Raw genomic sequence first — 19,497 nt, forward strand, 5'->3', positions numbered from 1 at the left:
GGATGAAAGGCTGACTATGAAAACACTATTACCAACTTCAACCGCTGGCAGTTTACCCAAGCCTTCTTGGTTAGCAGAACCAGAAACACTCTGGTCTCCTTGGAAACTTCAAGGTGATGAACTTACCCATGGCAAACAGGATGCACTGCGTTTGTCGTTGCAAGAACAACAACATGCGGGTGTCGATATTGTCAGTGATGGCGAACAAACCCGCCAACACTTTGTGACTACTTTCATTGAGCACTTAAACGGTGTTGATTTTGAACATCGTAAAACCGTAAGGATCCGTAATCGCTACGATGCAAGTGTTCCGACAATTGTTGGTCCCGTTAGCCGTCAAAAGCCCGTTTTTGTCGAAGACGCCAAGTTCTTGCGCCAGCAAACCGATCAACCGATCAAATGGGCACTGCCCGGCCCAATGACCATGATTGATACGCTGTACGATGACCATTATAAAAGTCGTGAGGAACTGGCTTGGGAATTTGCCAAAATACTCAATCAAGAGGCCAAAGAACTGGAAGCTGCAGGTGTAGACATCATCCAGTTTGATGAACCCGCGTTCAATGTGTTCTTTGAAGACGTCAATAATTGGGGTATCGCATGCTTGGAGCGCGCAATTGAAGGGCTGAAATGCGAAACAGCCGTTCATATCTGCTACGGCTATGGAATAAAAGCCAATACCGACTGGAAAAAGACGCTCGGCAATGAATGGAGACAATACGAAGAAATCTTCCCGAAACTACAACAGTCTAATATTGATATTATTTCACTGGAATGCCATAACTCACGCGTGCCCATCGAGTTGCTAGCACTGATTAGAGGCAAAAAGGTGATGGTTGGCGCCATTGACGTGGCAACTGAGAGTATTGAAACGCCTGAACAAGTAGCGCAAACATTGCGAGAGGCACTCAAATACGTCGATGCCGATAAACTTTACCCATGTACGAACTGCGGTATGGCACCACTCCCGCGAGACGTCGCACGCAACAAGCTGAATGCACTCAGTGCCGGTGCTGAACTGGTGCGAAAAGAACTGTCCGTTTAGCCAATTCACTATCACAAGCTGCCTGCAAAGGTGAGGCAGCTTGTACTTTCGCTCCATTACGCCCCAAGTTTTCCAATCAAATACTGGCTATCTCTCTCCGCTCCACTGTTCGAGCGTTCGCTACCAAGACCAACCTTTTACCGACCACTTCTAGCACTTTTTCGCCAAAAGTGTGATCCTCAATTAGAGTTTTAGATCTAACAACTAAAGTTATTGAAATTTATGCAAACATACTCGATATAAGAGTTGTTGCTTATCATTGAGCTTTCCTTGTATCAAGCATCAGCAAAAACCAATAATAAGATTTGCATAGAGACGTTCAGAATGAAGAAAATAATCCTCCTCGCAGTATGTGTCATGTTTGGCATTGCGGTGGCCGCCAGTATGATCTCAACTTACCTTATCTCCAGTCAGAAAATTGATGAGATCATCCTCCATAAATCACAAGTGCAAGCGGAATTCTTGGCAAGCAATGCTGGGTACATCCTTGAAAACTCACAAGATCCGTTAAAAGACCTGCAATCTTTAGTCAGCAAGCTAAAACAACGATCTGATGTCAGCTACGCAATTGTCATTGATAGTAATGTGACAGCGGTTGCTCACAGCGATAAACAAAAGCTCAACAAAACCTATGAGGACAGCTATACCGTCGCTGGCGCGACAAGAGGTGTTCAGCAATATTCAAAGTGGTATGCAGATGTTCAGCAAGTGTGGGTCTATGACATCATGGCGCCGATCTATGTAAACGGCCAACTCTATGGCACCTTCGACATCGGTATTCCCATCACTGAAGTCAGCCAAGCAACCAATGGCATTGTTACTTATCAGCTGTCTTCTATGGTAGCGATCTTCGTGCTTTGTGTCGTCGTGCTGTTCTTCTTGTTAGGTAAGCTAATGAAACCTCTCTCGGTACTTAAGAACGCATTACACAATATCTCCCAAGGCAACGGTGATCTCACAGTTCGACTCCCCACTAAGGGAAATGACGAAGTCGCTCAGATCTCTTCGGCGTTCAACGTCTTTGTGAGCAAAGTCCACGAAATCATTTCACAAGTGGTCAAAACAGGTGCAGAGCTCAACAACGCCGCCATTGCCCTTCGTCAGCAATCTCAACAAGCCCTAACAAGAGGCCATGAACAAAACGAGCAAGCGATGCTGGTCGTCACCTCAATGAATGAGATGATTGCTACAGTCAATGAAATTGCATCAAGTGCGGCTGGCGCAGCGAACGCCGCCAGCACAGCAACCAGTGAAGCTCAAGGTGGACAGAAGACGATCGAAAAAACGACCACGGCAATTAATGATCTTGAAACCGAGATGAATAGCACGTCGAACATCATCACAAACCTCGCGGACAATACTCAGTCAATCGGTACCATTCTCGACGTCATTCGAGGTATATCAGAGCAAACTAACTTACTGGCACTGAACGCCGCCATTGAAGCTGCACGCGCAGGCGAAGCGGGGCGTGGCTTTGCGGTCGTCGCTGATGAGGTACGCAACCTAGCGACTAAAACGGCACAGTCTACGGATGAAATTGACGCCATGATTAACCAGTTGCAAACCGAGGCGCAGAATGCCGTGGCGTCAATGAACAATAGTAAAACACTGATTCAGGAAGGCACATCTGAAACTCAAGTGGCAAGACAAGCGCTGGAAGACATTGCCACACAGATCGTCACGATTCTGGATATCAATACTCAGGTCGCAACCGCAACTGAGCAGCAATCCACAGTCGCCAATGAAATCAACCTCAATATGGATACGGTGAGTCACTCTGTGAAACATGGTCTTAATGCTAGCGAACAGTTAGAACATTCAAGCCAGAAACTTGCCGAGCTATCACAAGTTCTCGATCGACATGTTGGATCATTTAAGATTTAACTCTGTGTTGCCAGATTCGCGCTGTTAGCCGAGTAAATTCAATCAAAGCCAGTCACTTTTGCGACTGGCTTTTTAGTTGATAGAAGCGTCCCCAGCTTGCCATTCATTGAGCCATTTCGAATATGGCATCATTATCGAACGCCCAAGCCAAGGCTAATAAAAAAGCTCCCATGGTTCGGGAGCCTTTCGGTTAGGATCTCGGTGGAGTAAGAACTCCTCCCCTTTGCTATTGAGGATTCAGACCCAGTGTTTTGAGAACAAGTTTGAAGTTATCTTGACGCTCTTTGATTGCGTGTACTTCACCGCTGACTGGACAGGTATGGTCTGGACAACCTCGGTTCACAATGCCAGATACCGCATCAATAAACTGTGTACCTTGCAAACCACCATCCACGTATTTTTTCAGTTCAGTATGGTAATTCCAGTCTGCGTATGGCCCACCGACGTCATTGTACGCTTGTACTGATGTCACCCAGTAGAATAAACCTGCGATCCATTTGATCTCACGGTTTTCTTCAGAGCTACAAATCAGTCCTGGGTTAGAACAGAAATCAAGATCGGCATACAGAGGATTTGCCGGTGGCGCTTCAACCGTCACACCATTAACTGTGGTGCCAATAGTCTCTGGGTCAACATGTGAGCGGCCCATAAAGTGGTTTAAGGTACCAAAGTTCTGGCGACCTGTGGTTTGAATAACACCACGTCCCCACCAACCACAGCCTTGTACTGTACCGTTGGTATCTGAACCATCCCAGATAAACTTACCCGCTTTTTGTTCAGCATAGACTTTACATTCATCACGTTCCCAAACCTGCTTAGACGTATCGACAACACTCGGTACTTCATTGCAGTGCCCATTGTTTGTCCAACGACCAACATTGCCATTGACGAGCAACCCTTGCTCTTTCAATACTGAATCTGGAGCAGCAAAGATAGGCGCTGGCGCACCATACCATTTCGCATTGGTTAACGCGCTCACTTCCATCTTCGGATCACGAGGGCATGAGTATGGGTGGTCTTGGCCTGTGACTGGATCCATACCATAATCAGCGTACTTCTGACCTAGCTGGCCACAACTTGCTGTCATTGGATAGTCTACTGGCGCACCGTAACGAACTTCAGACCAGTTATTTTCATCACAAGCATTATAACGAATAGTCTCTTGCATACTTTGCGATAAGAAGGCGGCGATAGCCACTTTCGCATAAAGAGTGTTGGTCGCATCATCCGCTGTATCGTCCAACAGCCAGAAGGTATTACCCGCAACACCTACGTTATGCATTGAGTTGAGACCGGCAAGGAAATCTGCCCATTTATACACTGTGGATGGGATCCATTGCGATTGAGGGGTTTCAAACAGGAAGGCTTGGTTATTCATTGCCGTTTCTGCGTTTGCCAACTCGTTGTTGAGTGATTCGATACGCGTTAACGGCCCACTGGTCACACTTTCACCGACATAGTAGAGCGGCACAGTCGCCTGCTGATAACGGGTAATTTTAGCGCTTAGGTCGGCAGTGTCAGTATCAAAATTGATGGCAAAAATATTGCTGTGTGCCGCTTTACGAATATGGCGTTCTCCAGATGTATTACCTAAGAAGTAAGACGCAGTTTGTGCAGTAGGAAGAGACGTCAACATAGCCGGAGTTTTAAGGTAATCCGTCACTTGTTTCACATATTCTAGTGCGTAGTGCCACTGATTGTCGCTCAATGCAGGTGAAGCGCTCGACTTAGTAAAGGCGACAAAGTCTGCTTTGGTTAATGAATCGGATTTGTACAGCTCAAATGCAGACAGCAGATCCGACGTAGCGCCGGAAGCTGCATTCCAAACGGCTCTCCGGCCCGAGTGAGTGTCGTAAGCAAAGTCACCGATATTCAGTGTCCAGCCAAACGTCGCTTGAGGAGCAAGTGTCGAAATAACCAGGTTATAGGCTTGAGCCCAACCGCTTACATCGTCAGTCAGTGCATTGATATCATTGATATCGATCTGGCTGCCCGTCGCATCCACAGCAGTGGTTAGCGCCTGCTTAACAGCGACAACACCTAGAGATTGGCCTTTATCTGCTGTCGCAACATCCAGAACATCACTGTTAATAATGACCGATGAAGAACCTGCAGTTTCGACCGTTTGAATTAGAGAGACGAACGCATTCGTTAACTGAGTGGCATCAGACAGGTTGGTGCTGCTGATGGTGTCAACAACTAACGTAGAGGGCGCATTAAACGTGGCAGGGCTGGTGACGACGAAATGGCTTGGCCAACCGTTGACTTCCAGTCTTACCGGATCCATAGGGTTTGGTAAGGAAAGTAAGGGGGCAGTACCCGGAGGAGTACTATCGCAGTTTAGATGATGAGCCCAGCTACCGTCACTACCCGGAACGGACGACGTCCACCAATTCGCTTTATAAGCAATGTTGTCTTTTACCATGATATCGCCACCCTTGGCGTGGTCACCTTGGGTCCAGTTTGGATACTCGTTGAACTCAACACACAAGTCGTCAACTGGTCCCGGTGTGGGCGCTGGATCAGGCGTTGGAGCAGGATCTGGGGTCGGCTGAGGGTCTGGATCAGGCGTTGGATTGGGGTCTGGGGTTGGCTCAGGAGTGGTATCGCTAATCAGCTTCCAAGGTGAGTCCCATTCATTGGGATACTCACCCGTTGGGCTCTGGCCCGCACCCGCCCACCATTTGGCTTCATAGGTTTTTCCATCAACCGTGACTTGTGACCCGCCAGCATAAGATTTGCTCGAGTCATAAGGCTCTGCCGCAAATAAGTGGCCGCTTAAAACCATACACGCCAACGAGGTCGCTATCTTACTCATCTTAAACATAATTCTACCTTTCAGTTAATTATCTTGTTGTCTTATTTCATGTTGTAGTAGGGAAAGACATTTACACTGCAGAATAAATAATCATCTGAAAATAAGTTAGCATCTCTGGCCTGATAGATCTGACAAAAAGGTAGGAATAATATCAATATGCGGCAAATATCACGCCTTTACAGTGAGAAAACATTCAGTTAGTTAATGGAATAAAAAAACTTTCAGAGGAAGACTCAATCAAGTATAAGCGGTATCAGAACAGAGTCTGTAGACAAAGAAGCTGATAAAAGAGTGGCGTACAAAAAATTGTAAGCTTTTGATATAGAGGTGATTTTTAAAGTATTTGGCACTTATCGGGCGATTAATAAGCGTTGGTATGATAAAAAAGCCTGACTTTTTCTCGAGTCAGGCTATGCCCTTGGCGGTTATTTTGTGTGGAATATCTGCTCAGTTTCAAGCGAGGTCATGGCTCTGATTTGACGCCAGAGGTAATAGAAAATACCAAACATCATCAACATACTTGGAATTGCGATGATCGGGTAGCTATATAGCGTTAGCTTACCTAACTCTTCATTGAATTCTGGTGTTCCCGCTGGGCTTGTCACAATCCAAGTGGCTAAAAAGTAGTTCATTGCCGAAGAGAACGCGAACGTGCTGGCAAAAAGATAATTAGATGACATCAAACAACGTTCAAACGCTTCCTTCTTGCCACTTTGTTCTAAACGCTCAGTGATCAACGCCAGATTCAATACCGTGTCGTTCAAAATCATCTTCTGCATAAACGGATAGCGTGTGAACGTAGAGCCCAATACCGCTAAACCAATCAGGCCAGGAATCAATGCTTCTTTCAACGCTAACCAGCGCGTATCTAACTCTAGTAAACCAATCCCACCCGTTAGTAGCACACTGACAAATCCGAGTGCAGAGATAAAGTTAAATTTTTTGTTGCGGATCAGATCCATACAACCGTAAACAATGGGAAATAGCAAAGCGACCACTAAGGCCATGGCTGTGCCTAAATGCTCATCACCACTGAACTTCATTAAGATGAATGAAGGGATAAATACGTTAAAAAGGATCTCGAATAGGGGGTTCGACTTTTTTGCCGTCGTGTTACTCATAATTTCCTACTGACTCTATAGAATCGGCTGTTATACAACTTCGAGAGGCAGTGTTCATTGCTTAGAACAAGATGTAAAGAGTTAAAGTACCAAGTTGTGTAACGACTTATTAAATAAATCGTTCCAGCAATCATTGAGGTAGGAAAGCGAACCATGATTGGCTTAGGTGGCATATTTGGAATTGAGCCAACCAAAATCCAGTTGAAGATAAAACGGCGGCTCAGCAGGGTATCAATCAATATGAGGTTTGATTGACTCGCCTGTCACTTAAATGTCGCTCGCTGTCGGCTGAGCGGTATTAATGGGTTCATTGCTTACTCGTGTATATTGGGGCCTGACTAGGTTTTCACATCATAAAATCTCTGTATTGTGGGGTGGCATATCTCCACCCCGATGTTTGTATCTATGATGACATTGTTTGTTCTGATACACAGGTGGATAAAGAAAATGTGCTCGGTAACTTGCTCGCCACTTGTGATGTGGCCATATAAACGTGTCTCAAGTGTAAGCCTCCATTCGCTTCACTCTTGATATGTACATTTTCGGATGCGTAATACCCATTGACTGGCCAATCATAGGTTGAACCAATAGACATTGTTGATAATTCCAATAGTTCGTCTTGAGTAGGTCTTCGCCAGTTATCCCTACCATTAAACCTTATCATCGCGAGGTCTCGACAATATCGGTCATGCTGGCCATAGTCCCCACCGACATTTCTCGATGTATCGACTTTTTCATCATAGCCATCATTGCGCATAACAAAGAACTGATTGGTACCACTACCACCATCGACAAAAAGCCTCGAGTATGTATACCCAGAATTGTAAACGGTTCTATCGTGGCTGTACCACATATGATGCATTACTGATACTCTAGGTGGTTCAGTAAACCATTTACCATCAGCATCACCAGAATTCCCAACGATTATATGCAAACACTTCTTTCCGCGGTGAGCTTTGTCGGCATTGCCTTCCACACCACAAGTTTCCAGTTTTCTCGGGGTTTCAAGTGCGACTTCATGAGATAACAGACCATTATACTCTGCTTGCACCCTGAATTGACCGACGGCCCCTGCAACCAACCTGCCTTCAGGGCTTAGGGTGTAGCATGGCTCTCCACCACAATTTTCAGCGACCGTCGTCCAAGTGACGTCCGTTGTGACATCTTGCAAATTGAGTTCATCATCTATGGCATAAACCGCCAATTGAAACTGACGACCCGATAGTTCCTGATTTTGCCTTTGTATATGCGGAGCCGAATTCTCGACAGGGGCTGGTCGAGTAAATTTTACATGCAGTTTAGAGGTATCCGCTGGCGTATCATCACCGCCGTTGGAGTTGTCACCATCACCGGAGCCACCTTCACCGCCGTTGGAGTTGTCACCACCATCGGTGCCACCTTCGCCGCCATTGGAGTTGTCACCACCACCGGAGCCGCCATTATTTTCATCAGATGGATCGCCGTCTTCTAGTGAAGGACTATTTCCGTTGTTATTATCTTGGTTATTCGATGACGAATCTTGTGTATCGCCAGCTGCGCCTTCGGCAGCTAGTCGAGTGGTTTCTCCACCATCACTGCAACCCGAAAGACCAATCATTAGGCTCAAACCGCACACCAGTAAAATAGAACGATGCACTGGGACGCCTCTATTTATCTGTTCTGTTTGAGGGTTAATAATATCCATAATTTAATTCTCACCTGTAGCCTTACATATGCGCTTGTTCAAAAAGCTGAGCAAGTTGAGACGAGAATATTTATGCGGAGCACTAGGGGCGACTAAATGATCTTAATTTATAAAATAAAGCCATTAAAATCAGACACTTAAGTAATAATATATTGTTAATAATGTTATAATTGATACGTTAAACGGATCTTCGCAGGGCACACCATATTGAGTGATGGCTGCTGGTTGAGTTAGTGTCGCTACGCGCTCTTGTTGTACCCCAAGCATATTTGGTGAGCATGGATGACCAAATCGACAATGTAAAATGTGTTATTCAACGATTATACAAACCAGAATAGTGAATTTTTATCCTTAAGGTGAGAATAAATAATTCATATTCCGATCAAGATTATTGAAAGGTAGGGTATAGAAAACATCCACAATGGAAATAGAGAAATGAAAAAAAGTCGAGTCAAAAATAACTCGACTATATTTTATCGAAAATTGTTCAGGTCTTAATACTCTAACTCGATATGATTAAGTTGTATTTCACCTTGATCCCAAGTTGTTCTACAAGTTACTTTTAATGAAGTCGAACGACGATATTCATTGTCGATAAATCGGGAGAAGTCTACGAAGCCGCCATTACTTTTCAGGCCCGTCCATGCAAAGCCGCCAGGCATTGCATAGTCAAATATTTTCCAGCCCGTACCGTCTGAAATTCGGCGTAATGTTGAAAACTCACAACCGCCTGGACGACCAGCCTTCATACCCGTTAGGTAAGCGTGCATATTGACCTTAACATTCCCCATATCATCATTTAAAGGGATATTACACACAAATTGACGATCTGTTCTGCCAAAAGATGGAGCAAACATAAACCGACCATCCGCAACTCCAACTTTTTCGAGCGTCAAAGTTTTCATTGCTTGTTCAAAGTTACCCTCTTTGGCTAAATGCTTTTCAAATGCTGAATTCTTTTTCACAACATCTTCATGACATACGCTTGCTGCAGGGTATGTCTCAACCTTAGCGAAAACGTTAGTAGAAAATAAAGTGACCAACGCTGAAACTGCAATAACATTTTTCAAAATTTTACTCCTTTATAATTCCCTATTCATTCTGCATATTTAATTTAAATATTAAACTATAAATCTGGCAAATAAGATGATAACAACAAAAAACACATTAATAATAGATATTAATATCAATGGATCTATTCAATTTTTAATTAAAGATGATATATATCAATAAACCTTAGCCATATGCCTAAAACAACAAAGCCAATATTTAAATAACGATGAATAAGTCGTCCAGTAAATATAGGCTTGATGTAGATGTAAGCTTTGACATTTTTCAATGTCTATAAATCTGATTTCTATCTTTATCTAGTATTGAGGCGCTATCTTTTTAACCGTGGACAAATACAAAGGTGAGTCAAAAGTGATTACTCGAAGTCGTCACGTTTAACGATGTTATGACGTGGAGAGGCATGTGTTTAGTAAAAGGAAACTAATGGCAGGCTACCATTTGTGATTGAAGAGCGGAAGGGGACTCATTTTGAGTGGATAACACAGTAGGGATCAACAAAAAACGGGCAAGTTATAACACCAGGCTAGTCGCACAACTGGCGCTTAACCTTACGAATTGAATAGCGATACCACTCACCCTGAAATTAAACCAGTGCCCTCTCTTCCTCTCGCAAGGTCAACACTTCGTAGCCGGAGCTAGTTACCAACACTGTATGCTCCGATTGTGCAGACAGTTTTTTATCTCGCGTGACAACGGTCCAGCCGTCTTTCTTTGTTTTTACCCTTGCCGCACCTTGATTCACCATAGGCTCAATAGTGAAAGTCATCCCTTCCTTTAAGGTCAGCCCATGATTGGGCAACCCGTAGTGAAGTACCTGCGGGGCTTCGTGCATTTCGCGGCCAATACCGTGGCCACAATACTCTCTAACAATGCTATAACCATGGGATTCGGCATATTGTTGAATCGCATGCCCTACATCACCCAATGTCGCACCGGGTTTGACTTGTTTAATCCCTTGCCACATTGCTGAATAGGTAACTTCAACAAGCTTTCTCGCTAACGGCGTTGCCTCAGGCATAACATACATTTTACTGGAGTCCGCGATAAAGCCATTTTTCTCCAGCGTAATATCTAGATTAACAATATCTTTAGGCTTCAAAAACTGGCTGATTTTTGGCACACCATGACACACCACATCATTGATGGATGAGTTCAACACATATTGATAGCCATACTGCCCCTTACTCGCAGGCCTAGCTTTGAGCTGATTAACAATAAATTCCTCTACTTTATTGTTAATGTCCATTGTCGACACTCCAGGCTTTACGTAGGTATCTAGCATATGGAAAACCTCTGCAAGCAAACGGCCAGACTCACGCATTAATTCTGCCTCTGCAGCCGTTTTAACCGTCACATTATGACTCAATCGCTTCTCCTTGTTCCGAGACCACATTCGCCGCCGATACCTCTGCTGATTTCATCAAGTCGGAAACAATTTGATTGAACGACAATTGAGGATGAAGCTCTGCCAACATACCCATTTTTATCCAAAACTCCGCTTGAGAGTTGATAGAGCGAGACATAACTGAGCTGGCTTTTCTTATTTCTTCGTGTAACTCATCAGAAATTTTGACTATACCCAAAACAACAACCAATATATAAAACATATACGAATTGTATACACATCATTTAATTCGTCAAGCCAAACTCTGATCAAATGACACACCTTGATTTCGAACTTGCTCACCCCTTTAAAAAACTGATCTGACCAGATTTTGATAGTAGATTCCGCAAGCCTTTTACGCTCAACAACTCATGCCAAGCCTTACAATACGGTAGAAATTTCAATCATCTGTTGGTTGACAATTAAACAGTCGCTGTGTTGCTCTAGATAGGCGGCGCACCTACACTGCAAGATAAATGTCATTAAAATAGAGTTCTAGACGGGGTATTGAAGCATATGATTACAGATTACGATAAATATCTAAGCTCTGAGCTGCCAAATTACTGGGGAGAGATTAAGACGTCGTGGAAATCACCAAAAAGTGGCAAATACATCTACCTAGAGCTCACCAGCGGTCATCCTTTCCTTAAACACGTCGAAGATTTTGTTAACGAAAACATCTCAGCTAGGAAAGTGGTGTCCCCCACAGCAGAAGGTGCCCGTATGCATTACGCCTTCGAGATGAAAAACAATCCCGATAATAGCGAAATGATGGTGGCAAGAATGACGCGCAGAATGAAAGAGGGTAAAGGTGACGTTAAGCCTCCTGAGTCTGCGAACATTTCCATTCGCTCTTTGAAAATCATTTACAACAAAGAGTTGTTAGCGACTTATAAATCGTTTCTCAATACCAATTACTCACTCGGTGAAAACTCAGCCAATAAGATTGGTGCCACTAAATTCCAGTCTAAATTTCAAAATGACACCGACTATACGGATTTCTGTGCTCCGGTGCTTAACCGAAGAAATGGCGAGTTGATGCTGTTCCATGGCACCTCACCTTATATCGGTGATTTGATTGCAGGAGGCGGATTCAGACCGGATCTCGGCAAGAAAAATGCGAAGTCTGGATGTTATGGGATGCTCGGCCAAGGTGCCTATTTCTCGGATAACTTCTCAAAGATAATGACCTATTCAACTTGTGCTCAATGTGGTGACTATCGCTGCTTCTGCAGAGACAGCACAGGTAGGAAATTTAGTAAAACGGCGATCATTTCCAGAGTGTGCCTCGGTCATTCAAAGCTCTTTCCTCACCTTATTCATAAAGCCATTCCGTTCACTTCCGCCAGAAGTGCCTTTAAAAAAGTGAGTTCAGTTCAGGCGAAAGAATTGGGCTATGACTCGGTGATTTCTCGAGGCACAAATAATCACTTCTGGAATATTTCCAGCGGCAATAACGAGTTTATGATTACTGGTGCCAGCCAAGCTTACCCTGAGATCATTTTTGATTACGTTATTGGTGAAGACAACGTTTCAGACAACCACTACTTTATCGATCTTATTTCAGGTGCCTTGGCTAAGTACGACAGTGCGATTAAATTTCGCCAAAGCAGTCAATCCAAGCAGGCTGTGAGAACGCTGAAAAACTTAATCACTCGTAGGGATTCCGACAAACTAGTGACCGCGGTGAATTACTATATGTCTGTCTCTGCCAAAAGTAGCGTATTGGCCAGTCAGTACGGAAAGCCGCTCAAACCAGGTTCTCGTTTGCATAAATTGCTCCAGAGCGCGATGGTACAAAGCGGCGCTTACCAAGACTATTAAGCGAATGCTTCCTAATAGCTGGCCCGACACTATCGGGCCACCATTTTTCCCCTGTATTTCAGCTTGAGATCGCTGTATTTTCCTGTACTTTACCTGATATTCGCTTGAGCGTTTTTTCGAGCCTTTGGCCACCTCTATTTTTAGGTAAATATACATGTCGCTTTCAGATATCAAATTCGTCGCTGCCGATATGGACGGCACTCTCTTGGATGAAAACAGCCATCTTAACCCTGAATTTTTCGAACTCTACGAGCAGCTTGAAAAGAAGCAGATCATGTTTGCAGCGGCGTCAGGGCGTCAATATTACAGCCTGATGGAGACTTTCTCTCCAATTAAAGATCGTATGATGTTCGTCGCTGAAAATGGCACGCTGGTCATGCATCAAGGAAAAGAGCTTTACAGCTGCACGATTGATGGCAGTGCGATTGAAGCCATTATTGAGCAGGCACGCGCGATCAGCGGAACACACATTGTACTTTGCGGTAAAAACTCAGCTTACATTGAAACGCAAGACCCGCGAGCATTGGAAGAATTTGCCAAGTATTACCATCGCTGCGAGTACGTTGAAGATCTACTCAGCGTTGAAGAAGAGTTCATTAAAGTCGCCATTTGTCACTTCAACGGCACCGAAGAGCTCGTATTCCCCACCATGAACGAGCACTTTGGCGACAGTCATCAAGTGGTAGTCAGCGCTAAGATCTGGCTCGATGTGATGAATGCGGAGGCTTCTAAGGGCGCAGCCATTAAACATCTCCAACAGACGCTTGGCTTCAGTCATGAGCAAACCATGAGCTTTGGCGACTACCTCAATGATTTGGAAATGCTCAAAGAGAGCTACCACTCGTATGCGATGGAGAATGCCCACGAGACCATAAAGCAAACCGCTCGATTCCGCGCACCCAGTAATCGAGAGAATGGCGTCCTTCAGATCATTAAGGACAAGCTGCTTTAAAGCGCATCCACTTAAAGCCCGTCAGCGTCATTTTCGGGCTTTTTCTCATCTTCGATTATCACTGCCTAGGCTTTATCTTTCTCCGATAGGTCTGCGAGTTGCTGCGTGATATCTTCTTGCCTCTTGGAGCAGCGTTCAACTGTCTCTGCTGTCACCTTAAGGGCTTTGGCCATCTGAGCCACATTATGCGTTGCACTGAATACCGTACTCTGAAGTGGTCTTAGCAATAGCCAGTACACTGCCCCGATAACAGCGATCAAGATGACACCGACTAAAGTAACGATCAACACGATCTTAAACTGCAAATCGTCGAAAAATCGCTGACTCTTTTCACTGACCACTTGTTGTGAGTTCTGAATAGCAGCAGGGAAACTCGCAACAGACTCTTTGGAGATGGTGACCAGTTGATTGAGATTGGCAATAGTCTCACTCAGCGTCTGCTTCTGTTGTTCGGTCAGATTGTCACTGTGCGCTATGCCATCAAGCGCACTCGCAATGTTATCCAAGGATACACGAGTTTGATCGATGGACTTCTCAATCCCTTCCAACTCCAGCGTCACATTAACGTCAATAAATGCACTATCATTCTCAGAGTCTTGCTGCCCAAAAGCACTCAAAGAGATCAATACAAGCCCTAGCATCATCCAGATTTTCATCGATTTGGTCTCATTATCTTCACGTCTCTTTTCAATAATTTAGCTTTCCTTTCAGCGTGTTACTGAGATAGATAGCAAAAACGAGAGTTAGCCCCTGAAACGAACGGTAAAAATCAGCGCGATACCTCCCAAAATCAGTAATGACGACATGACTGCATTTAGAGTCAGCATTTCACCCAGTAGTAAACTACCCGCAATAAACGCAATCACAGGTACCGCCAATTGAGACACAGAAGCTTGAAGCATCGAAAGCTGCTTTAGAACCTGATACCAAACAATGTAACCCAGTCCTGATGCGAACACCCCAGACAATAGCGCCCACATTGCTCCCTGCGCAGTGATAGACTCCAATGAGAGTAGAGCGGGGCTAAACATCAGAGCCATCAGGCTCGCTACCAAAAAACCATGAGTGATCGACTGAGCCGCATTGGGGGTGTTACGGCCCAGCAAGGTGAACCCCGCCCAACAAATACCTGAGGCCAACATTAAAGCTGCGGAACCCAAATCGGGCGTCTTGGCAGATGGCAACATAAGCACAATAAAGCCCGTCAGAGAGAGACCAATGCCGATGCTCTCTCCTATTTTGAGGCGATGCCCTGTCATTAGATGAAAAGCAATCAAAGCCATCTGCACCGTTCCAAATAGAATTAACGCGCCGGTCCCTGTGGTAAGCTGGGTGTAGGCGAATGAAAAACTGACAGCATAACCAAACAATGCTCCCCCAGCCCACCAACTCGCTTTGTCACGGATAAAGTCGTAACTCATCTGGCCTCTGAAAGCTAAGATAAGCCATAACGTTGCCGCTCCAGACATCAAACGAAGCCAAGTAAATGAACCAGGGTCAATGGCATCATTGGCCAGAGCGAATCGACAGAAAAAGGAGTTAGCGGCGAACGCCGTGAGCGCAGCGATAAGAAGAATAGATTTATGCATACATTTCCCTTTCAACCATAGGAGTGTATGGTGAAAGCTGAGGTTTAGGATAGTTCGGTTGTTTCTGTTTAATACTCGAAAGCTATATCGATAGACAATTAAAAAGCCGCGATGATTATCGCGGCTTAGACTCGTGGATGAGTTTAGTGAGACTGTTCACGGCTTAATTGTGCAGAATGGAGCTCTTGATACACTTTCGCTTCTTCCCGCCCCATATATTTGCCTAATGTTCTTACTGGCACCGACGTCAGGTCGACAACAATCAAGCCATCCAGTGCAAAGTTAAAGGCAGGGTCAACATTAAAGCAAACCAGCTTACCGTTCATTCCAAGGTATTGTCTCAACAACACAGGTAACCCCATACCTTGCTCAAGGCGACTCAGCACTTTAGAGAGCAGGGGTAAATCAGCCAATGAACTCAACATATCCGGACGCCAAAATTCCTGACCACTTTTCTCTAATGGTGTGGTTGGCGATACGAGTTTTGCCTTCTCTTCATCGTAATAATGGACAGACATTACCGATGCAATCAGCTGTCTCGCAACCGGACTATAATCATTGCTGATACTGACCGGACCAAATAAGTGCGTGTATTTCGGATGGCGCTCAACAAACTTGGCGATGCCTTTCCATAACAGGAGTAAGGAGTGCATGTTACGCTGGTACTGTTTCGATACCACAGAACGCCCAAGCTCAATAGACTGACCCAAGGTATCAACAAACGCTTGGTCATAGTTGAACAGACTGGTGGAATATAGCTGTTCAATCCCGCCTTTAGCCATCAGTTCATCCACCAGACCTAAGCGGTAAGCACCCACTAACTCTTGGTTGGCATGATTCCAAACAAATAACTGATGGTAGTGCGGGTCGAATCTGTCTATATCGCACGATAAACCGCTACCTTCACCGACTTCACGGAAGCTTTCTTCACGCACACGGCCAATTTCCTGCATCATGTGTGGAATCGCATCCGTTGGAGCGCAGTAAACATCAAAGTCACCTTGTTCGAGGAGTTTGTATTGTTCAATCTGCGACAACTCATTCTCCAATGTGGCAACACCAACAGGAGCAATGATTGACTCGGCCTCATCCGCCTGGGTTGCAGACGTCTTTGGCTTTCCCATGCTGCCCATTAAATACGTATTAAGACGGAAGTACTGGGTAATATCTTCTTCATCCTCAAAACCTTTGATTTCTGCGAATGGGATGGCATTGCCGATTGAGACCGATATCGTCTGCCCTGCTTTGTTCAGCAGTTCACGTCCAAGTAGCGCCGTTCTCAGCAAAGGATGGATTCGTCCCGCTTGGTAAAAGAGCTTACTGTTCATGCCATTGATAAAAACCGGCACCGTTGTCGCTTCGGCATGCTTGACAAACTTGGCGACAGATTTACTCCAAGCTTTATCAGTGATTTTGTTTTCATTCGCCTGCCAAGCAGAGACTTCGCCGGCAGGGAAGATAATCAACACCCCACCCTCTTTGAGGTGCTGATTGGCTTCTTTAATCGCTTTTCTATTGGTTTGTCTGGCTTGTTCTCCGCCAAATACGTTCACTCCGATGAACAGGTCATTCAGTTCAGGAATGCGTTTAAGCAGCTCATTCGCCAGTACTTTTACGTCCTTTCGCGCCTTAGAAATCAGAGACGCGAGAATGATCCCTTCAATGCCACCAAATGGATGGTTAGCAACAATCAGCACCGAACCTTGGGCGGGGATATTTTCCAGACTACCATGGTCGACTTCATACTGGGTGCCAATTCGGTTGAGCGCTTCTTGCATAAACTCAAAGCTGTCTTCCGGCAAGATATCTTGCTTGTAGAGGGCGTCGAGCGTTGATAAACCCGTTGCCCACTCCACCATTGACTCACCAATACCAAACGGTGTTTTTCGCGGCAATCTGAAAGGACTGTCCAACATATTAAGCTCCTTTTGCTAGCAAGTTGTTGGTAAAGGTTCCTTCTGTTTTCACATCACGAATGAAGAGGAATACACCGCACGCCCAAACAATACATGCCATACCAAATAGAAGACCGCCATCATCACCAACAATCTCCCCCATAGCGTTGAACTCAGGCATTACAATGCCTAGTGGGGTAAATAGGTGGAAGAAAATCGCACCTGTCATGATACCTGCACTCATTGCCGCACCAACACCGTGCAAGCGAGTAAACAGCAGGATTGAAGCAATCAGCTCAGACAAACCAATCAAGTAACCACCGTAAACACCAAACCATTCAATCCCTGACCATTCTCCCAAAGTGCCAAAGATATGGTCCGTCTCATAAGAGCCAGAGAACTTGAAGAACAACGATTGAATAAAAACAAAGGCAATGAACGCTGAAGGAATATGCTTAATCGGAGAAAATTTCATAGAGGGCAGTCCTTGTTAGTTAACGAGAGTTGGCCAATTGATATCAGCTTGTTTGATGTGACCTGTACGGTCGTCATCCCACCAGCTTTTCACTTCTGCGTCGTAGTTCAAGTAAAGCTTACCGTCGACGATCGCCCATTGTTTTGGATCCGCTGACGCAAAATCGTTTTTAGCTGAAATTGCCCAAGCGCAGTAACCGCCATATTGAGGTGCGTAAGCTTCAGGGTCTGCTTTAAATTTGTCTAAGTTCTCCTGAGAAGAGAAATACCAGTCAGCGCCCTCATACTCGACTTGCCACTTGCTATCTCCTTTGACAGGTTTGCCTTCGGTAAAATAGGCCACCGTGTCATAACCGCTTACCGCTTTGCTGCTGAATATTCCGGTGTAAATTTTATCTGCTGACCAAGATGGGAAACTGACTAACATGATTAAAAGGGCAAAAAACTTCTTCATTTGAAGACTCCTTGTGCAACAACGTCGGCCTTCAAACAACTTTGTGTCGTTCGAAAATCAACATTGCGGTGATTGTCGATTGATTGGTAGTTCATTTCTTGTTTAGTAGAAGACACGACAACTGAGGTAAAACTTACAGTGCGAGCGTCATTTCTTTCCATAATAGGAGAAAGGTGTGGATAGCTTTCATCAAACGTCTGATGAAAGCGCTTACCTATCTCTTCATCTGGCGTCGTCAACACCAATTCGTTAAATAGGTTTAGGCGATAATGTCTGGCTTCTTCATAGTACAAAGCCGCAGAAACTATCGGAGCAAACGCATGTGAACGCGTAAGTTGTTCCCCATCCCATGTCCATAGCACGGTTTCATTCGCGGTTCTGCGTGTATCGAAAGAGACCACAGTGAAAGGTGCAAAATGTGTGAGTGTCATTTCCAACAATCGAGCATCGACAGTTTTACTGGAACAACTGCTAGCAAGACGTTTAATGATCATGCCCCGACTGGTTAGCGGACCTTGTGGTGTTTTCCCTTGGTAGAAGTTAAGCAGACACACAGTAACACCGTGTTCATTGGCGGATATCCAACTACCTCCACCGACAGGGTCAATCGGCATCACACAATGCACACCATCAATGACTAGACTTTGTGGCTCAAGCGCTGGCAGGCGAGAACGCTGCTCATCGCGATTGAAATAGACTTCGTAGTGGTTATTGCCATGGTAAACCCAAGATAATGTACACATAGATTACTGCGCCCTTTGGTAAGTTGCCGTCGTTGGTGCGACGCCAAAATGGCTGTCTGATGCCACGCCTCTTAACGATGCCACCACTTTCGCCATCGCAAAGTGATGAGTGGCGTGTAGCGCGGCGAAAGTAATTTCGCGAACGAAGGTCGAAGTCACTTCTTCAACGTGCGTTTGAGAGAGCATCACTTCTGTTTCAACTTGAACTGGCTGGTGTAATTCATTGGCTGGTAAAGCAAACAGCCACTCAATCAGCTCAGCGATTTCCTGCTTAGCAACATTAATATCTCGCTCAACGTTATGGCCGCGGCGGCGAACGTTGTAATCGATTTTGTCACGGTCCAAACGAATAGCATGAAATAGGTCGAGCCAATGACGGTAGTGCTCTCCAATCGAGCTGCTCACATGAGGTTGGGCGATATAGGTATAATCTTCCGGCTGCAACGTTTCTAAAAACTCGTAACCCTGATTGAGCGTCTCAATACAGCCGACAATGGCCTGAGAAGGCTGAGATTTGGCAAGCATGGCTGAAAGCGTCGAAGTATTGTTCATAAACATG

General features: G+C 45.1%; 17 protein-coding genes. 4 read left to right on the top strand and 13 right to left on the bottom strand.

Annotated elements, in window-relative coordinates; translation table 11 throughout:
* Positions 1-16 precede the first annotated feature (16 nt).
* Complete coding sequence (locus tag OH455_RS04645; protein WP_045977903.1) at positions 17-1,045, top strand: methionine synthase; 1,029 nt, start codon at positions 17-19, stop codon at positions 1,043-1,045.
* A gap of 357 nt (positions 1,046-1,402) precedes the next feature.
* Positions 1,403-2,929, top strand: coding sequence for a methyl-accepting chemotaxis protein (locus OH455_RS04650; RefSeq protein WP_206374674.1), 1,527 nt, complete (start codon positions 1,403-1,405; stop codon positions 2,927-2,929).
* A 226-nt stretch (positions 2,930-3,155) separates the two neighbouring features.
* Here OH455_RS04650 and OH455_RS04655 read toward each other — a convergent pair whose 3' ends face one another.
* From OH455_RS04655 to OH455_RS04680, 6 genes are all read right to left on the bottom strand, one after another.
* Positions 3,156-5,756, bottom strand: a complete 2,601-nt coding sequence (locus tag OH455_RS04655) for a cellulose-binding domain-containing protein (RefSeq protein WP_269980510.1) — start codon at positions 5,754-5,756, stop codon at positions 3,156-3,158.
* Positions 5,757-6,172: 416 nt separating this feature from the next.
* The gene (locus tag OH455_RS04660; RefSeq protein ID WP_269980511.1) at positions 6,173-6,868 is read right to left on the bottom strand and encodes a VC0807 family protein; all 696 of its coding nucleotides are present in this window, start codon (positions 6,866-6,868) and stop codon (positions 6,173-6,175) included.
* Positions 6,869-7,271: 403 nt separating this feature from the next.
* Positions 7,272-8,552, bottom strand: a complete 1,281-nt coding sequence (locus OH455_RS04665; protein WP_269980512.1) for a hypothetical protein — start codon at positions 8,550-8,552, stop codon at positions 7,272-7,274.
* Positions 8,553-9,046: 494 nt separating this feature from the next.
* Positions 9,047-9,622: a hypothetical protein gene (locus OH455_RS04670; RefSeq protein WP_269980513.1), complete on the bottom strand. Its 576-nt coding sequence runs from the start codon at positions 9,620-9,622 to the stop codon at positions 9,047-9,049.
* Between the two features lie 584 nt (positions 9,623-10,206).
* Positions 10,207-10,989, bottom strand: a complete 783-nt coding sequence (gene map / locus OH455_RS04675) for a type I methionyl aminopeptidase (protein ID WP_269980514.1) — start codon at positions 10,987-10,989, stop codon at positions 10,207-10,209.
* Positions 10,979-11,206: a ParD-like family protein gene (locus tag OH455_RS04680; protein ID WP_045974078.1), complete on the bottom strand. Its 228-nt coding sequence runs from the start codon at positions 11,204-11,206 to the stop codon at positions 10,979-10,981. Before OH455_RS04680 ends, map begins: the two co-directional genes overlap by 11 nt.
* A 317-nt stretch (positions 11,207-11,523) precedes the next feature.
* On the opposite strand from OH455_RS04680, the gene OH455_RS04685 reads away from it, so the two are divergent.
* Positions 11,524-12,831, top strand: a complete 1,308-nt coding sequence (locus tag OH455_RS04685; protein WP_269980515.1) for a hypothetical protein — start codon at positions 11,524-11,526, stop codon at positions 12,829-12,831.
* A 154-nt stretch (positions 12,832-12,985) separates the two neighbouring features.
* Positions 12,986-13,783 carry a Cof-type HAD-IIB family hydrolase gene (locus OH455_RS04690; RefSeq protein WP_269980516.1) on the top strand — a complete coding sequence of 266 codons (798 nt, stop codon included), beginning with the start codon at positions 12,986-12,988 and terminating at the stop codon, positions 13,781-13,783.
* Between the two features lie 65 nt (positions 13,784-13,848).
* Here the strand turns inward: OH455_RS04690 and OH455_RS04695 are convergent, their stop codons facing one another.
* The 7 genes from OH455_RS04695 to OH455_RS04725 form a co-directional block, all read right to left on the bottom strand.
* Positions 13,849-14,439: a hypothetical protein gene (locus tag OH455_RS04695; RefSeq protein WP_269980517.1), complete on the bottom strand. Its 591-nt coding sequence runs from the start codon at positions 14,437-14,439 to the stop codon at positions 13,849-13,851.
* A gap of 87 nt (positions 14,440-14,526) precedes the next feature.
* Positions 14,527-15,372, bottom strand: coding sequence for a DMT family transporter (locus tag OH455_RS04700; RefSeq protein WP_269980518.1), 846 nt, complete (start codon positions 15,370-15,372; stop codon positions 14,527-14,529).
* 143 nt (positions 15,373-15,515) lie between these two features.
* Positions 15,516-17,288, bottom strand: coding sequence for a lysophospholipid acyltransferase family protein (locus tag OH455_RS04705; RefSeq protein ID WP_269980519.1), 1,773 nt, complete (start codon positions 17,286-17,288; stop codon positions 15,516-15,518).
* 1 nt (position 17,289) lies between these two features.
* Positions 17,290-17,742, bottom strand: coding sequence for a hypothetical protein (locus OH455_RS04710; RefSeq protein ID WP_045974065.1), 453 nt, complete (start codon positions 17,740-17,742; stop codon positions 17,290-17,292).
* A gap of 15 nt (positions 17,743-17,757) precedes the next feature.
* Positions 17,758-18,195, bottom strand: a complete 438-nt coding sequence (locus tag OH455_RS04715) for a YHS domain-containing (seleno)protein (protein ID WP_269980520.1) — start codon at positions 18,193-18,195, stop codon at positions 17,758-17,760.
* On the bottom strand, positions 18,192-18,938 hold the full coding sequence (locus tag OH455_RS04720; protein ID WP_269980521.1) for an NRDE family protein: 747 nt from the start codon (positions 18,936-18,938) through the stop codon (positions 18,192-18,194). Before OH455_RS04720 ends, OH455_RS04715 begins: the two co-directional genes overlap by 4 nt.
* A gap of 3 nt (positions 18,939-18,941) precedes the next feature.
* The gene (locus OH455_RS04725; protein WP_206374480.1) at positions 18,942-19,490 is read right to left on the bottom strand and encodes a hypothetical protein; all 549 of its coding nucleotides are present in this window, start codon (positions 19,488-19,490) and stop codon (positions 18,942-18,944) included.
* Positions 19,491-19,497: the final 7 nt, after the last annotated feature.

The organism is Vibrio sp. T11.5, assembly GCF_027587155.1.
GTDB classification, from domain to species: domain Bacteria; phylum Pseudomonadota; class Gammaproteobacteria; order Enterobacterales; family Vibrionaceae; genus Vibrio; species Vibrio neptunius.